Annotated in this window: 16 protein-coding genes; 3 read left to right on the forward strand and 13 right to left on the reverse strand. The window is 69.9% G+C overall.

Annotated elements, in window-relative coordinates; genetic code table 11:
• Positions 1–32: 32 nt before the first annotated feature.
• Genes HDC36_RS11130 through HDC36_RS11160 form a run of 7 tightly spaced genes read right to left on the reverse strand, consistent with a single transcriptional unit; the run spans position 33 to position 6,661 of the window.
• Positions 33–1,088 carry a TrbI/VirB10 family protein gene (locus tag HDC36_RS11130; RefSeq protein WP_179567212.1) on the reverse strand — a complete coding sequence of 352 codons (1,056 nt, stop codon included), beginning with the start codon at positions 1,086–1,088 and terminating at the stop codon, positions 33–35.
• Entirely contained in the window at positions 1,078–1,923 is an 846-nt protein-coding gene (locus tag HDC36_RS11135) for a TrbG/VirB9 family P-type conjugative transfer protein (protein WP_179567214.1), read from the reverse strand. The genes HDC36_RS11130 and HDC36_RS11135 overlap by 11 nt, the downstream gene beginning before the upstream one ends.
• Positions 1,920–3,068 (reverse strand): type IV secretion system protein, encoded by a 1,149-nt coding sequence (locus HDC36_RS11140; protein WP_179567216.1) that lies wholly within the window; start codon positions 3,066–3,068, stop codon positions 1,920–1,922. Before HDC36_RS11140 ends, HDC36_RS11135 begins: the two co-directional genes overlap by 4 nt.
• Positions 3,065–5,464, reverse strand: coding sequence for a VirB4 family type IV secretion/conjugal transfer ATPase (locus tag HDC36_RS11145; protein ID WP_179567218.1), 2,400 nt, complete (start codon positions 5,462–5,464; stop codon positions 3,065–3,067). The genes HDC36_RS11140 and HDC36_RS11145 overlap by 4 nt, the downstream gene beginning before the upstream one ends.
• Positions 5,461–5,745, reverse strand: a complete 285-nt coding sequence (locus HDC36_RS11150) for a type IV secretion system protein VirB3 (protein WP_179567220.1) — start codon at positions 5,743–5,745, stop codon at positions 5,461–5,463. Before HDC36_RS11150 ends, HDC36_RS11145 begins: the two co-directional genes overlap by 4 nt.
• A gap of 8 nt (positions 5,746–5,753) precedes the next feature.
• Positions 5,754–6,056: a TrbC/VirB2 family protein gene (locus HDC36_RS11155; protein WP_179567222.1), complete on the reverse strand. Its 303-nt coding sequence runs from the start codon at positions 6,054–6,056 to the stop codon at positions 5,754–5,756.
• Entirely contained in the window at positions 6,053–6,661 is a 609-nt protein-coding gene (locus tag HDC36_RS11160; RefSeq protein ID WP_179567224.1) for a lytic transglycosylase domain-containing protein, read from the reverse strand. Before HDC36_RS11160 ends, HDC36_RS11155 begins: the two co-directional genes overlap by 4 nt.
• Positions 6,662–6,987: 326 nt before the next feature.
• Between HDC36_RS11160 and HDC36_RS11165 the strand changes: the two genes are divergently transcribed.
• On the forward strand, positions 6,988–7,908 hold the full coding sequence (locus HDC36_RS11165) for an intradiol ring-cleavage dioxygenase (protein ID WP_179567226.1): 921 nt from the start codon (positions 6,988–6,990) through the stop codon (positions 7,906–7,908).
• A 43-nt stretch (positions 7,909–7,951) separates the two neighbouring features.
• Here the strand turns inward: HDC36_RS11165 and fghA are convergent, their stop codons facing one another.
• The 6 genes from fghA to HDC36_RS11195 form a co-directional block, all read right to left on the reverse strand.
• Positions 7,952–8,782, reverse strand: a complete 831-nt coding sequence (gene fghA / locus HDC36_RS11170) for an S-formylglutathione hydrolase (RefSeq protein WP_179567228.1) — start codon at positions 8,780–8,782, stop codon at positions 7,952–7,954.
• 104 nt (positions 8,783–8,886) lie between these two features.
• Positions 8,887–9,459 carry an S-(hydroxymethyl)glutathione synthase gene (gfa, locus tag HDC36_RS11175; RefSeq protein ID WP_179567230.1) on the reverse strand — a complete coding sequence of 191 codons (573 nt, stop codon included), beginning with the start codon at positions 9,457–9,459 and terminating at the stop codon, positions 8,887–8,889.
• Between the two features lie 69 nt (positions 9,460–9,528).
• A complete protein-coding gene (locus HDC36_RS11180; protein WP_145702909.1) occupies positions 9,529–10,638 on the reverse strand; it encodes an S-(hydroxymethyl)glutathione dehydrogenase/class III alcohol dehydrogenase in 1,110 nt (369 codons plus the stop codon).
• A gap of 43 nt (positions 10,639–10,681) precedes the next feature.
• Complete coding sequence (locus tag HDC36_RS11185) at positions 10,682–10,957, reverse strand: metal/formaldehyde-sensitive transcriptional repressor (protein WP_179567232.1); 276 nt, start codon at positions 10,955–10,957, stop codon at positions 10,682–10,684.
• A 113-nt stretch (positions 10,958–11,070) separates the two neighbouring features.
• Positions 11,071–11,562, reverse strand: coding sequence for a hypothetical protein (locus HDC36_RS11190; RefSeq protein ID WP_179567234.1), 492 nt, complete (start codon positions 11,560–11,562; stop codon positions 11,071–11,073).
• 249 nt (positions 11,563–11,811) lie between these two features.
• Positions 11,812–12,843, reverse strand: coding sequence for a glycosyltransferase (locus HDC36_RS11195; RefSeq protein WP_255432685.1), 1,032 nt, complete (start codon positions 12,841–12,843; stop codon positions 11,812–11,814).
• 478 nt (positions 12,844–13,321) lie between these two features.
• Between HDC36_RS11195 and HDC36_RS11200 the strand changes: the two genes are divergently transcribed.
• Together HDC36_RS11200 and HDC36_RS11205 are read left to right on the forward strand one after the other, a co-directional pair.
• Positions 13,322–15,400: a beta-galactosidase gene (locus HDC36_RS11200; protein ID WP_179567238.1), complete on the forward strand. Its 2,079-nt coding sequence runs from the start codon at positions 13,322–13,324 to the stop codon at positions 15,398–15,400.
• 292 nt (positions 15,401–15,692) lie between these two features.
• Positions 15,693–16,409 (forward strand): response regulator, encoded by a 717-nt coding sequence (locus HDC36_RS11205; protein ID WP_038237819.1) that lies wholly within the window; start codon positions 15,693–15,695, stop codon positions 16,407–16,409.
• Positions 16,410–16,435: the final 26 nt, after the last annotated feature.

Consider the following 16,435-nt stretch of genomic DNA (forward strand, 5'->3'; position numbering starts at 1 on the left):
CCTCGGACATGGAAAAAAGTAAAACGGGAACGTCAGTAACCGGAGAAATCCAGGTCGCGCGCGGCGAACACCTGGATCGGCGTGCCCAACGGCACGCGGATGGTCGGCGGAATCTTGCCGTCGGTCTGCAGCGCCTGCGCCGAGGCGCTGCTGGCCGAGGTACCGATCACCAGCGTGCCGGAGTCGCCGCCGAGCGCGCTGGCGACGCCGCCGACCACCGACAGCAGCATCGACGCGCCGTAGCGCTGCCAGAAATGCCGCCCGACCTCGCCGTCCAGCCCGGTCTCGCCGCTGCCGTCCACCGCCGGCGACGCGAGCTGCACCGAGACGCCGTCGGGACGGATCAGGCGCGACCAGACGATGTAGGCGCGGCGCTGCCCGGTCTCCACACCGCTGCGGTACTGCCCGACCAGGCGGCTGCCGCGCGGAATGACCACTTCGCTGCCGTCGAAGCCGCGCACGTCGCGGCTGACCAGCGCGCGCGCGTACCCGGGCAGATCGGTATTGAGCGCGGTTTCCAGTACCGCGGGGATCAGGCTGCCCTGCACCACCGTGCGCGCCGGATGCGCCAGCGCCACCGCCTGTTGCAACGGCGGCGCGTCGCCGCCCACGCGCAGGGCGAACTGCTCGTCCTGGTTGAGTCCGGCACCGCCCGCAGGCGCGGCGTTGGCAGTCCCCGATGCGGCAGCGGCCTGCCCAGGCGCGGCGCCCGCCTCGGACGCAGCGCTGTTGTCGACGATCATCGGCATCGACCGCGACTGCGTGGGAGCGACGGCGATGGCCGCAGCCGCGACCGTGGGCGGGGACGGTGCCGTGCGGGAAGCGACCGGCGCCCGTGGCAGCGACGCGACGAGCGCCGACGTCTGCGCCGGCGCCGGCACCGGCGGCGCATGCAGGCGTTGCCGCGACAGCAGCAGCAGGGTCAATCCGCCCAGCGCCACCGCGCCCAGCAGGCCCAGCGCGAACCCCAGGCTGTCGCCGACGCGCGGCGTGCGCGCCACCTGCGGCGCCGCGCGCAGCGACGCCGCATGCAGCGTCTCTGCGTCCAGCGCCAGTCTCGGATCGCGCTCGCCGGCATCATTGCGCATCGGCTGTTTTCCTTCGCCACCAGGCCGGGCGGCGCGCGGGCGCTGCCGCCGCGGCACGCGGCTGCGGCGACTGCGCATCCAGTGCCGGCGTGCGGAAGCCGTCGTTGAACAACTGCGCCACCGCATGGCCGCGGCGCAGGGCGAACGCCGGCGCGACCTGGTCGGCCACCAGGTAGTCGCCGCGGCGGGTGAATGCGAGCGGAGTCTCCGAGCCGTCGCTGGCCAGCGCGTACACCGCCGGCGTGCTGCTGGCATCGGCCCACTGGAAATAGGTGTTGCGGCCGTCGTCGAACACGCGCAGCGGCACGTTCTCGCGCGCGCCGCTGAAGCTGTAGGCGCGGTTGCGCTGCGCCGGCGCCGGCAGCGCCGCGCTCGCCTGCACCTCGGCCTGCACGCTGGCCACCGCCGCCGTCGCCGCCGCCGTGCGTGCGGCGGCCTCCTCGGGATAGCGGAAGCGCAGGTCGTAGACCACGCGCCCGCGCCTGCAATCGGGCGAGTCGCTGGCCACCAGTTCGAAGCTGTAGCGATGGCGGTCGGTGGCGACGGTCATGTTGCTGTGGCTGGTCCGATAGGCCGGCTTCACGAACAGCAGGTTGGCGCGCTTGTTGGGCACCACCAGCCAGTGCGCCGCCTCGCCCAGTCCCACGTTCTCGATGCGCTCGTCGGCAGCGAACTCGACCATGGTCTGGAAACCGAAGCAGCCGTCGATACGCACCACCTTGCGGTCGTCGTAGTCCAGTTCGCGGATGCGCGGATCGGCGCAGGCATCGGCAACCGCCGCCAACGCAAGCAGGCACAACGCGGCGCGGCCGACTCGGCGAGTGCGGGTGGTCATGGCGTCCTCGCTCCGCCGAGCGGGCGCGGCGCCATGCGTGGCCGCATGCCCCGCCCCAGCCCGCCACGGCGATTGCCCACGCTCACCGCGGCGACAGACGCCTGCGGCGTCGTGCGCGGCGCGCTGTCGCGGGCCAGGCCACCGAGCCAGTGCAGGGTGCGGGCGCTGCCCGCGGAGGCGATCCGCGCCTCGGTGGCGAGGTCATGCACCCGCGCGGGCGATAGCGCGGCGGGCGCTCCACGGGCCTGCACATCGACCCGCGACGAGCCGCCGTCTGCAGGTTGATCGCCACGGCCGAGGCGCCATGCGCGGGCCAGGCCGGCGGCGGTCCAGGCCATCGCCAGCAGCAGGCCCAGGTAGATCGCACACCCGAGCAGCAGCATCAGCAGCGGCCGCTGCTGTTGCGCGGCCGCCAGCGGATCCAGCGCGATCGCATCGATCACCGGCGCCAGCACCCGCAACAACACCGCACCGGCCAATGCCACCAGCATCGGCACCAGCGCAAAACTCAGCGCCATGCGCAACCAGCCCTCGAACAGGCCACGGGTCGCACGGAACAACGCAAGCAGCACGAACATCGGCCCCAGCGCCAGCAACGCCGCCAGCACCAGCCGCGCCACGACCAGCAGCCCCACCGTCGACAGCAGCAGCAACAGGGCGCAGCCGCGCACCAACTTGGCCGCCTGCTTGGCCTGCGGCGCCGCCGCCTGCGCATCGAATTGGCGGCCGAGTTCGACCAGTTCGCCGAGCAGGCCGTCCAGCCGCGACGCGAAGGCCTGGGTGGCGCCATGCGGCGCCCCCAGGAAGGCCGACGCGATCTGGTCGGGACCGCCGACCAGCAGGCCATAGACCACCGTCTGGTAGGCCGGCCACGCGGTGGCGAAGGTCAGCACCAGGGCGACGCCGAACAGGCGCGGCCCCAGCGCCGGCAGGCTCAGGCGCAGGCGCCCGCCGATCAGGCCCAGCGCCAGCATCGCCACCCAGACCACCAGCAACGCGCGCAGCACCGCGCCGAACATGCCGCTGGCGCCGAACAGCTGCGCATAGCCGGCCTGCACCGCACCGTTGATCTGGCAGTCGATGGCGGCCAGGCCGGCGGCCAGGCCGCCATCGCCGTCGATCGGAATCGCAGCGCAGGCGCTCATGCGGCACGCTCGTCGGCAGCGCAGGCGGCCGGTGCCGGATACGGCACCCCGGTCAGCGCTTCCCACCACTGCCGCGGATGCTCGCCCAACTGCGCGCGCAGCTGGTCCAGGCGGCGCACGCTGGCTTCGCGACCGGACAGCACGGTCAGCAACTCCGGCATGCCCGACAGGTCCAGCCGCGCCACCACGCTCTCGTTGCCGTGCTTGACCAGGAACGCATGCGCATGCGCCGGCAGCAGCCGCACCAATTCCAGTTCCTGCGCGCTGAGGCCGAAGCCGTCGCAATAGTCCTCCGCCCTGGCGCGCGGATTGGGCATGAAGATCTGCGTGGCGGCCTGTTCGATGATCGCGCTGGCGACCCGGCTGTCCAGCGCGTCGCGCGCGCTCTGGGTGCCGAAGCCGACGATCGCGTTGCGCTTGCGCAAGGTCTTCATCCAGTCGCGCAAGTGGGCCGCGAACACGGCATCGTCCAGCGCCTTCCAGCCTTCGTCGATCAGGATCAGCGCCGGGCTGCCGTCCAGCCGCTCCTCCACGCGGTGGAACAGGTACAACAACGTCGGCGTACGCAGCTGCGGCATGTCCAGCAGCTCGGTCATGTCGAACCCCAATGTCGGAATGCCCAGGTCCAATCGGTCGTAGGCGTGATCGAACAACCAGGCGCGCTCGCCGTCGCCGCACCACGGCGCCAGGCGCGCGGCCAGGTCGCCGGGCTGCGGGCGGCGCTGGCCGCCGAGCAGTTCGCGGAAATGGCGCAGGCGGCGGTACTGCGGCGCCTGCTCGTAATTGGCGTCCACCGCGGCGGCCAGGATCGCCGCCTCGTCGGCGCTCAACGGCTGCTGCGCATCGCCCAGCAACTGCGCCAGCCAGCGCCGCAGGAACGCACGGTTGCCCGGCGTATCCGGCAACTGCAGCGGATTGAAGCCGGTCGCCTCGCCGCTGCGCAAGCTGGCATAGCGCCCGCCGATCGCACGCACGAAGATCTCCGCGCCGCGGTCCTTGTCGAACAGCAGTACGCGCGGGCGCCACTTCTGCACCTGCGCGGCGAGAAAGTTCAACACCACCGTCTTGCCCGAGCCGGACGGGCCGATGACGCTGAAGTGGCCCAGGTCGCCACGGTGGAAATTGAAGAAATACGGCGTGGCGGCGGTGGTTTCCAGCACCGTCACCGCGTCGCCCCAGTGGTTGCCGTCGGCGCGGCCCTGCGGAAAGCCGTGCAGCGAGGCCAGGCTGGCGAACGCGCCGCTGGACAGCAGCGCATGCCGCGCCGCGTAGGCTTCGTTGCCGGGGAATTGCGCCCAGAACGCCGGCTCCAGGCACAGGTCCTCGCGTACTGCCACCGCACCCAGGTCGGCCAGCGCCGCCGCGCACTCGGCGACGGCCGCGTCCAGCGCCTCCAGCGCATCGGCGCGCACCAGCAGGCCGAAGCGATGTTCGCCGAACACCGCGCGGCCGCTGGCCAGGTCGTCCTTGGCCTCGACCAGGCCCTGCCGCAGCGACGCCGAATCCTCTTCGGCGGCGCGCATGCGGCGCAGCGCCAGCGAGACGCGCTCCAGTCCCAACTGCCGTTCGACGAAAGCGAAGCTCTCCGAGAGCACCAGTTCGCACGGCATGCGCAACAGCGCATCGAGCATGCCCGGCAGCGCGTTCGGCGGATACTCCTTCAGCGACAGCAGCGCGGCGTAGTCGCGCGCGGCGCCGGGGCCTTTGCGTTCCAGCGCTTCCAGGCCGAAGCTGATGCGCCGGTACGGCAGGTGATGGCCCAGGTCGCCATGCGGCGGCCGCAGCATCGGCCGCAGCTCGCCGTTGTACAGCGCCGAGAGCAGTTCCAGCGGCTCGGAGCACACTCCGTGCGCGGTCTCGTAGTCGCCGAGCAGGCGCGCGCCGTAGGGCTGCAATGCGGCCAGCAAGGCATCGCGCGCGGCATCCAGTTCGCGGCGCTCGCGCGCCAGCGCCGCCGCGCGCGCGGTGTCGCCCAGGCCCCTGCGCAACACGCCACCCAGGCGCTCGGCGATACCGGTCTTGCCGCGCGCCGGGCGCCGCAGCAGGCTGACGAACAACTCATTGACGAACAGCCGGCGCTGGCCGAGCTGCCCGCGCCAGCGCCGGTCGATCAGCGCGCAGACCGGATCGGCGAAGTCGCCGCCCACGTCCACGCTCGCACGCAGCCGCAGCAGGTGGTGATGCAACACGAAGCGCGAATCGGCCACCGCACGCAACGCCGCGTCGCGCGCCTGCTGGTGCAGGTCCAGCACGTCGCCGTCGGCGGTCTCGAACGCCAATCCTTCCAGGCGCAGGCACTGCAGCAACGCGCCATCGCGCAACTGCACGGTATGCGCATCCAGCAGCCGCGCGTAGGGCAGATGGTCGCCAGCGCGTTGTTCGCGCGGCCGCATCATGGCGCGTAGCTGTTGCAGCGCCAGCGGCGCCAATGGCGCACCCGCGGGCAGCGGCTGACCCGCACCAGCCACAGGTCGAACACGCGCGGCTCGCGCAGGCAGGCCAGGTAGCCGACGCCATGGGCGAGCAGCGCCACCGCCAGCGCCCAGAACGAACGCGTCATCAGGAACGCTTCCGTGGTCACCACGCCATTGACGATGAAATAGCTGTAGGTGACGCCGCAGAACATCTGCGGCCGGGTCAGCGCGGGGAAGATCGGCGTGGATCGCAACGCGCTCATCGCCTTGCTCAACCTGCCGCCGCGCGGATGCCGGCGACGATGGTGGTCGCGCCGAACAACACGAAGCAACCGAGGATCACGGTCGCGCCGAGGCGCCAATGGATGCGCCCGCTCAGCATCATCAAACCGACCACGGCCACGGCGATCACCGCCACCGCGGTGGCGGCATTGCCGAGCAGCGTGCCCTGGATCCACTCCAGCGCCGACAGGATCGGCCCGGAGCCGGCCGGATCGCCGCCCCGCGCCCACGCGGCGGGAGCGAACGCGACGGTGGCGAGCGATATCGGCAGGCGGCGGAACATGGGGTTCATTGCAGATCTCCCTGGGGAACGGAAAGCGACACGGTGGAGGCCGCACCGCCGGCGACGCTCAGCTCGGCCAGACGCTCGAGGTTGCCGGCGACATAGGCGCGGGTCTCGCGGAACGGCGGCACGCCTGCATGCCGCTGCACCTGCCCGGGGCCGGCGTTGTAGGCGGCCAGCGCGCGCTCCAGATCGCCATCGAAGCGGTCCAGCTGCTGGCGCAGATAGGCTGCCCCACCCTCGATGTTCTGCTGCGGATCCCAGGGATCCACCGCCAGTGCGCGGGCGGTGGCCGGCATCAACTGCATCACCCCGATCGCACCGGCCGACGACACCGCGGAGGCGTCGTAGCGCGACTCGGACCAGGCCAGCGACTGCAGCAACGCGACACTGAGTCCATGGCGGGCGGCAGCGGTCTCGAAGGCGGCGCGATAGGGCGGCGCGGCCGCGACCACGGAGGCATGCGCCGCGGCGGACGGACGCTGCGCGGCGCCCGGCGTCGCCCAGCCTGCGCCGAGGTGACGCACGCTGCCGTCCTCGCCGATTTCCATGACCTGCGCGTGGGTCTGCGGCCATGCCGCCAGCGCCAGCAGCAACGATGCGAGGCGCCGCATGCGGGCATCCGGTACGGCACGACGTGGGCGGCGGAAAACGGTGTGGCGCAGCATGGCAGTGGAATCCGGAATCGCGATGGCACGTTGCGGGCGGGAACGTCGCGCGACTGCGGCATGCCGCCAGTCGCCAGCCTGTTGCCGCATGCGCGACGCAACGGACACGAAAGCTCGAATCCATCCTCGCACGCGGCGCTGCGCCGGCATTTGTCGCGCGAGGCAATATTCAGGCAAACGCCGCAAGCGGCGAACGGCAAGACTGGCGGCGCTCGTGCCCACTCGACGGTGCGCATGATCGACTCTCGCCACGCGCCTTTGGAGGCCACGCCATGACAGACCGCAACCACGACCTCGACGACCACGACCGCGGCCTGCAGTTCGACCTGCAAACTCTCGAGCAACGCATGCAGGAACGGCGGCGCCTGCTCGCCTGGATCGCCTCCGGCAGCGCGATGGCGGTGATCAGCGCCTGCGGCGGCGGCTCCAGCGGCGACGACACTTCGTCCACGTCCACCGCGACCACCACCACGGCATCGACCACCACCAGCACCACGACGACGACGACCACCACCAGCACCACATCGGGCAGCTGCATTGCCGATCCGGAAGAAACCGCCGGCCCCTATCCCGCCGACGGCTCCAACAGCGTCAACAGCAGCGTGGTGAACGTGCTCTCGTCCAGCGGCATCGTCCGCAGCGACATCCGCAGCAGCTTCGGCAGCGACAGCGGGACCGCGGCCGGCCTGCCGCTGACCCTGACCCTGACCCTGGTCAACGTCAACAACAGCTGCGCGGTCCTGTCCGGCTACGCCATCTACCTATGGCATTGCAATCGCGACGGCAAGTATTCGCTGTACTCCAGCGGCATCCAGGATCAGAACTACCTGCGCGGCGTGCAGGTCACCGACAGCAACGGCCAGGTCACCTTCCAGACCATCTTCCCCGCCTGCTACAGCGGACGCTGGCCGCACATCCACTTCGAGATCTATCCGAGCCTGGACACCGCGACCAGCTATACCAACAAGGTGCTGACCTCGCAGATGGCGATGCCCAGCGACATCTGCGATACGGTCTATGCCGCGGTCAGCGGCTACAGCGCCAGCGTCACCAACAAGGCCGCGATCAGCCTGTCCAGCGACAATGTGTTCGGCGACAACACCAGCACGCAGCTGGCCGCGCAGACGCCGACGCTCAGCGGCGACACCAGCAACGGCTACACCGGCACCATCACCATCGGCCTGGCGGTGTAGCCTCGCCAAGCGGCGGCGCCCATCCGCAGCGCTGCAGCGGCGTTTAGCCCTGCAGCGCGCGCGCGTGGTGGGCGATGTGCTCGCCGATGAAGCTGCCGATGAAGTAGTAGCTGTGGTCGTAGCCGGGCTGCAGGCGCAGCGTCAGCGGGTAGCCGGCGGCATCGGCCGCGGCCTGCAGCAACTGCGGCTGCAGCTGTTTGTCGAGGAACTCGTCGCCGCCGCCCTGGTCGATCAGCAACGGCAGGCGCTCGCTCGCCCCGGCGATCAGCGCGGTGGCGTCGTAGGCCTTCCAGCTGGCGCGGTCGTCGCCGAGATAGGCCGAAAACGCCTTCTCGCCCCACGGCACCTGCGACGGCGCTACGATCGGCGAGAACGCCGACACGCTGCGATAGCGGCCCGGATTCTTCAGCGCGATCACCAGCGCGCCGTGGCCGCCCATCGAGTGGCCGCTGATCGCGCGCCGCCCGTTGTGCGGGAACTGCGCCTCGATCAGCGCGGGCAATTCCTGCACCACGTAGTCGTACATGCGGTAGTGCCTGGCCCACGGCTCGCGGGTCGCGTTGACGTAGAAACCGGCGCCCTTGCCCAGGTCGTAGCCCTCGGCATCGGCGACATCGTCGCCGCGCGGGCTGGTGTCCGGCGCGACCAGGATCACCCCGTGCTCGGCGGCGTAGCGTTGCGCGCCGGCCTTGGTGATGAAGTTCTGCTCGGTGCAGGTGAGCCCGCTGAGCCAGTACAGCACCGGCAGCGTGGCGTGTTCGGCCTGCGGCGGCAGGTACACGGCCACGTTCATCGTGCAGCCGAGCACGGCCGAGTCGTGGCGATAGACGTCCTGCCAGCCGCCGCAGCAGGCATGGTGTTCGATGCGTTCCATGAAAGGGATCCCGAAGAGGGGGGACGCGGCCAGGCAAACGCCGGCCGCATCCGGAGACGCCGCCGCGACGCGCCGCCAGGGCGGCACGCCGCGGGCGGCAGGCTTTATTGCAGCACGCCGTTCTTGCGCGCGACGTGGGTGGAAATCGCGTCCATCAACGGCGGCGACAGGCAGTCGTAGGGCTCCAGCTTCAGCTCGCGCAGCCGGCTGCGCACGCCGTCCATCGCTTCCGGGCGGGTGCCGCTCTCGATGATCGAGGACACGAACGCGGCGAAGCCCGGCGCCGACCAACCCTGCTGCGGCGACAGCTCGGTATGGATGAAGTCCAGGCCGTAGAACGGATGCTCGGTGTTCTCGATGCGCCCGTACAGGTGCACGCCGCAGCCGGTGCAGGCGTGGCGCCGGATCGTCGCGCTCTCGTCGACGACCTTCAGCTTCTCCTCGTGTGCGGTGACCTTGACCTTGTCGCGGCCGACCACCGCGATCACCGCGAACGTCGCACCTTTCGGCTTCCAGCATTTGGTACAGCCGCAGGCGTGGTTGTGCGCGGTCTGCGCCCCCACGTCCACGGTCACCTTGTCGCTGGCGCAGTGGCATTCCAGGGTGCCGCCCTGGAAATTCTCCGCGCCTGCGCGCACTCCGCCGTCCACCGACGGATGAATCGTTACGGTACTCATCATGCCCCTCCCGGGTTCGTTGCGTACCTGCATGCGCGGAAGCGGCCGCGCGCCGGACTGACCGTCAGGTCAGAAATGGATCACGGTGCGGATCGACTTGCCTTCGTGCATCAGGTGGAAGGCTTCGTTGATCTCTTCCAGCGGCAAGGTGTGGGTGATGAACGGATCCAGATCGATCTCGCCATGCATCGCCTGCTCCACCATGCCCGGCAATTGGGTGCGGCCCTTGACGCCGCCGAACGCGCTGCCGCGCCACACGCGGCCGGTGACCAGCTGGAACGGACGCGTGCTGATCTCCTGGCCGGCGCCGGCCACGCCGATGATGACGCTCTCGCCCCAGCCCTTGTGGCAGCACTCCAGCGCCGAGCGCATCACGTGCACGTTGCCGATGCACTCGAAGCTGAAATCCACGCCGCCATCGGTCAGCTCGACGATGACTTCCTGGATCGGCTTGGCGTAGTCCTTCGGGTTGATGCAGTCGGTGGCGCCCATGCTGCGCGCCAGATCGAACTTGCCGGGGTTGGTGTCGATGGCCAGGATGCGCCCGGCCTTGGCCTGCACCGCGCCCTGGATCACCGCCAGGCCGATACCGCCCAGGCCGAACACGGCCACCGAGTCGCCCGGCTTGACCTTGGCGGTGTTGTGCACCGCACCGATGCCGGTGGTGACGCCGCAGCCGAGCAGGCACACCTTCTCCAGCGGCGCTTCCGGATTCACCACCGCCAGCGAGATCTCCGGCACCACGGTGTATTCGCTGAAGGTGCTGCAGCCCATGTAGTGGAAGATCGGCTGGCCGTTGTAGGAGAAGCGGGTGGTGCCGTCGGGCATCAGGCCCTTGCCCTGGGTGGCGCGCACGGCCTGGCACAGGTTGGTCTTGCCCGACAGGCAGAATTTGCACTTGCGGCATTCGGCCGTGTACAGCGGGATCACGTGGTCGCCGACCTTGACGCTGGTCACGCCCTCGCCGATCGCCTCGACGATGCCGCCGCCTTCATGGCCGAGCACGGCGGGAAAGATGCCTTCCGGATCGTCGCCGGACAGCGTGAACGCATCGGTGTGGCAGACGCCGGTGTGGGTGATGCGGACCAGCACCTCGCCCTGGCGCGGCGGTTCGACGTCGATCTCCACGATCTGCAGCGGCTGGCCGGCTTCGAAAGCGACGGCGGCACGGGATTTCATGAGGTTTCTCCTGGAAGAACGGGTTGGGTCGTGGGGTTCGGGATCACTTGAGGTAGGAGCGGACCAGCATGCCCATCTCGCGCACGCGCGCGGCGCGCTGCGTTTCCGAGGCGGCGGCATGGCCGAATTCTTCGCGGATGTGCGCCTGCATCACTTCCGACATCAGGCCGTTGACCGCGCCGCGGATCGCGGCGATCTGCTGCAGCACCGCAGCGCAATCGGCGCCGCCTTCCAGCGCACGCTCCAGCGCCTCGGTCTGTCCGCGCACGCGGCGGATGCGGGCCAGGACGCGTTTCTTCTCGTGGGGCGTATGCGGCATGCGGCGACCTGGGAACTATACTGGGGGACAGTATATTCCTCTGCCCAAAAAAGAAAACGCCCGCGCCATCCCGGATCGGGATGGTGCGGGCATGCGGCACCGGGCCGCAGGACTCAGCGCTGCGCGGGCGGCGCGGCCGCGGATGGTGCGGCGCGATCCTGCGACGGACCACGCCACGGCGGCGGCGTCACGCCCTTGCCGCGCAGGCAGGCATCGAGCTTGGCGAAGTTGGCGCGCATCGCCGGGTCGGGCTTGGCCGGATCCGGCCCAGCGCCCGCCGGCCGCGCGCCGCCATTGGCCGGGGCACCCTTGCCCATGCCGGCATCGGCCGGCGGCGGACCCGGCGGCCGTCCAGGCAGCGGCAGCCCGAGTTCGCGCGCGCAGGACTGCACCGCGGCCTCGAACGCCGGGTCGCGCGGCGGCGCCTGGTCGTGGCCCGGCCCGCTGTCCGCCCCGTGGCCAGGGCCGTGGCGCGGCCCGCCGTCCGGCGGCGGCGGTGGCGGCGGCAGCGCGGCGGGACCACCGACATAGACGGTGACGCAGCCGCTCAGCGCGGTACTCAACACTAGGGTCAGCGCCGCTTTGGCGATTCGATGCGATGTCATGTTAGGCATGCCTCCTCCTGATGGCGGGTGGTGAAAACGGGCGATGGACGCGGTGCGCCGACGGCGCCGCACCCGCTCCCCGCGGCAAGCTCGCCGATGCACCCGCGGACCGCATCCTGTCATGCCGATATCGCGCGCCGTTGTCGGCGGGCGACACGCGGGGAATACGCTGGCCGGGCACCGCTTGCCGGGTCCGCGATTGGTCCGGCGAAGGGCGACGCAACAGCCGCCATGGCGCCGCCGACCCCCTTATGGCGCAGGCACTCCGATCCCGGCGATGCGTTCCACCGCGGGCGCCGCCGCGGACGGCGCCGCCTGGGTCAGCACCGCGGCCTGGAACCGTGTCGCAAAGGCCGCATCGTTGTGGCAGAAATAGCGACGCGCGGCGCGCGAGATCGTGTCGCGCTGCAGTACCGAAAGAGCCAGCGCGCGCTCCACGCCGGCCTCGATGCCGGCGCGATCGACGTAGTGATAGGAGGCCAGCCGCTGCATGCGCGAGCACGCCGGCGCCAGCAGCAGGCCGCGCGCCGGCGTCACCAGCTCGTTCATCGGCTCGGCGTCGGTGGTCAGCGTCACTGCGCCGACGCTCATCGCCTCCATCAGCGAATGGCCGAAGCCTTCCACCTCGGACGGACACAGGTGGAACAGATGGGCGTTCTGCAGCGTGCGCAGTTCGGCGTCGTCCAGATAGGCGATGCGATGGTCGATGTTGCCGGCGCGGACCCGTTCGCCGGCGCTGCGCGGGTTCTGCACCACGGTCAGTTGCGGCCATTGCGGATGCCGCTGCCAGGTGTCCAGCAGCACCCGCGTGCCCTTGGCGGTGCTGCGCCCGGCCAGGTGAAAGAACGCGTAGCGGCGCGGTATCCCAGGATCGTAGCGGTCGCGGCTGGTGAAGCCGATGTAGCGGGTGCGGCAGCCGAGCCGCCGGAACGCCAGCTCGGCATGCCGGGTCTTGCACAGCACCGCCTCGAAACGCGGCAGCAGCGACAACCACTGCGGCAGGAACCACTCCGGATTGGGCACCAGCAGGTTGCGCTCGGCCAAGGCCAGGCAGCCGGGATAGACGCGCTCGGAAAACACCTGGGTGTGCACCTGGTGGCCGAATGCGCCTGCCAGCCGGGCGCCGGCCTCCTGCGCCAATCGGGTCAGCTTGCCGCGACTGAAGCCCAGTCGCTGCACGCGCTGGCCGCCCAGCGTCAGCGCGTCGGCCATCAGTCCCAAATCCCGGCTCAGGCCGGTGCCGTTGTCGCAACTGACGATGCGGTAGAGATCGGACGCCATGCACGTGGTACTTGAAGAAAGAGGGTCAGCGTCGAGGGCGCAGATGTCGGCATTTTGTCCGGACATGCCGGCACACGGCACACTTCAGCCAGGCCAGCGGACGCCGCCGACGATGGACGCGTATCGTCGGCGAGCCACCGGCATTGCATCGCGGCGGCGGCAGGCCGGAGCGACGCACGTGGACGCCGCCCCGCGCAGGCGGCAGGCGGCTTGTCGGGTGCAGCGATATTTGCAACCATGCCTGGCTCATGCCGCGTCTGGAGCGCCTTGCTCCAGGGGAAAGCGCAGCGCCCGAGCACGACCAGGCAGACGGAGAGACCGATGTCCCTGTTGAGCAAGCGCGACATGCGCTGTGCGCCCTCGCCGCATGCGCCTGCATGACGCTCACCGCCAAGACCGAAGCCCCGGGCCCGTGCCAGCCGCATGTCGCCCAGGCGGCTGCGCACCGCCGCGCCCCCTTCCCAGGAACACGACACGCATGACGCATTCCATCGCCCGCTTGGCCGGCCTTGTCCTGACCCTGGCGCTCGGCGCCGTCCTCGCGCTCATCGCGCCACCCCGCAGCGCCCACGCGCAGAGCGCCGACGGGCATCCGGACTGGCCAGGCAAGGGCCAGCTGTTCGTCGGCGCCAACTATCAGCCGATCGACCGCTCGCCGGAACAGATCCGGCAGGACATCGCGGTCATGAAGGCGGCCGGCTTCAGCATGGTGCGCATGGGCGATCTGTCGTGGGATTCGTTCGAACCGGAGGAAGGCCGCTTCACCTTCGACTGGTTCGACGACGTCGTCGCACAGATGCATGCCGCCGGCATCAAGGTCGTGGTCGATATCCCCGGGCAACCGGCGCCGATCTGGCTGCACAAGGCCTATCCCGGCGTGGACCTGGTCAACCAGGACGGCGTGCGCCTGCATGCGGCGACGCGCTACTGGGACAACATCGCCGACCCCGACTACCGGCGCCTGGCGCGGCGCCTGGCCGAGACCATGATGCAGCGCTACGCCAACAATCCGGCAGTGATCGCGCTCGGCTACGACAACGAAATCGGCAACGGCCAGCTGTCCTATTCCGAAGCCGACCGGCAACGTTTCATCGCCTGGCTGAAGCACAGGTACGGCTCGATCGCCGCACTCAACAAGGCCTGGGCCACGCAGCGCTGGTCGCGCCGGATCAACGACTGGGACCAGGTCGACCTGCCCTACGTCAAAGGTCCCGGACCGAACGAGCGCTATCTCGACCTGCGCCGTTTCTGGTCAGACGACACCATCGGCGCGCTCAAGGATCTGGAAACGGCGCGCAAACGCTACGCGCCGAACCTGCCGGTCGCCTCCAACCTGTGGCCGACCGCGCCGACCAAAGGCTTCGACTATCTGCGCTCGTGGGACGAGATCTCCACCTACGGCGCGCAAGGCTTCTACCCCGGCGATCCGGTGACTGCCGCGCTCGACGTGATGATGACCCGCGCCGGACACCAGACGCCGATCTGGTTCAACGAGTTCACCGCCGGCGGCGGCGGCTACTACGGCACGCCCGGACGCTCGCGGATGTGGGCCTATTTCGGCCTGCTGCACTATTCGCAGACCTTCCTCGCCTGGACCTTCAACTCGCATATCGGCGGCGAGGAACAGTCCCTGTTCGGCCTGCTCGACCACGACAGCCGGCCGTCCTGGAAGGTCGACGAATTCAAGCGCATCGCCAGCGAGATGAAGACCCTGCGCGGCATGGGTTTCCCGCGCTATGGCAGGCCCGAAGTCGCCATCCACTACTCCTTCGACACCAACTGGCTGACCACGCCGCCGCCCGGCCCCAACACCATGCAGGAGTATTTCAAGGGCAACTACGGAGACCAGGTCAAGGCCGCGTTCGCGCCGCTGTTCGAGGACAACATCGACACCGCGGTGATCGACATCGGCCACGACGCGATCGACAAGTACAAGCTGGTGGTCCTGTCCAGCGCCTACATCATGGACAAGGAAACCGCCGAGGCCGTGCGCAACTACGTGGCCAAGGGCGGTACCGTGATCATGACCGGCTATTCGGCGAAAGTGGACGAAACCGGCAAATGGTTCGAAACCCCGCTGCCGGGCCGGCTGACCGATGTGTTCGGCCTGCGCACCAACGAGTTCTACCGGTCGAAAGCGCCGCTAGAGATCGGCTTCGACGGCGCCACGCTGACCGGCACCGACCCGTACTACGAAGTGCTGGAGCTGGGCACCGCCAAGCCGCTGGCCATGTTCGCCAACACGCCGCAGAAAAGCCCGGCGATCGCGATCAACCGCTACGGCAAGGGACAGGCGATCTACCTCGCCACCGCGGCGCAGGGGCCGTTCATCGCGCCGCTGCTGCGCTCGCTGTATGCGTCCCTGGGCATCGCCCGCGGGCCGCAGACGCCGGCGGGCGTGGTGGCGCGAGTGGTCGACGGGCGCACCTTGTACGTCAACACCAACGACGCCCCGGCCAGCGTGACCTTCCCCGGCAGCAAGACCGGAGTGCTCACGCGCAGGACCTATTCCGGCCGGATCGATCTGGACCCGTTCGGCGTGGAACTGGTGCAGTAAGCCGCATCCAATGCGGCGCCGCCAGGCGCCGAACTCCCCTGGCGCGGTCGGCGCGCCTCATGCAACACGCCCCCGCGACCGCCGCGAGGCGCCGACGCGTCAGCGCTTTGTGTCAACACGTGTCTGAATACGACACAAACCCGCCATGAGGCCACCGCCACCGCTGCCTATCATGACCCCGCGATCACACGCCCGCCTTGCACCCAGCAGCGATGGCCTGCCCGCACCAGTTCCAGGCGGCAGCGGCTGCGTCTAGACTGGCTGAACCCCGTCGCGGCCGCCCTTCAAGATCATGGATATGCAATCCTTCATTCTGGTAGTCGACGACGACCCCGATCTGCGCCGGCTCATCAGCGAGTTCCTGCAAGAGCACGGCTACCAGGTGGAAGCCGCCGAGAATGTCGCGGACATGCGCCGGCTGATGGCCATCCGCCAGCCCGACCTGGTGATCCTGGACGTGATGATGCCCGGCGAGGACGGCCTCAGCGCCGCCCGGCAGCTGGCCAGCGAGCGCGGCGCGCCGGCGGTGATCATGCTCAGCGCGCTGGGCAGCGATACCGACCGCATCATCGGCCTGGAGGTGGGCGCCGACGACTATCTGGCCAAGCCGTGCAATCCGCGCGAGCTGCTGGCGCGGGTGCGCGCGCTGCTGCGCCGCAGCCAGGCGGCGACGCTGCCGCCGGAAGCGCGCGGCAATGTCTACGAGTTCGCCGGCTGGCGCCTGGACGTGATCCGCCGCGACCTGCGCGATCCCACCGGCATCTTCATCAACCTCTCCGACGGCGAGTTCGCCCTGCTGCGCACCTTCGTCGAACATCCGCAGCGGGTGCTCAGCCGCGACCAGTTGCTCGACTATGCGCGCGGCCGCGACACCGAGGTCTACGACCGCGCCATCGACAGCCAGATCAGCCGCCTGCGCCGCAAGATCAACGAACGCGTGCAGACCGAACTGATCCGTACCGTGCGCAACGAAGGCTACATGCTGCTGCCGAGCGTCGCCCGCCTGTGAACACGCAGCAGCGGGGGCGACGCGGC

The sequence above is a fragment of the Xanthomonas sp. JAI131 genome (assembly GCF_013410075.1).
Lineage (GTDB): Bacteria > Pseudomonadota > Gammaproteobacteria > Xanthomonadales > Xanthomonadaceae > Xanthomonas_A > Xanthomonas_A bonasiae.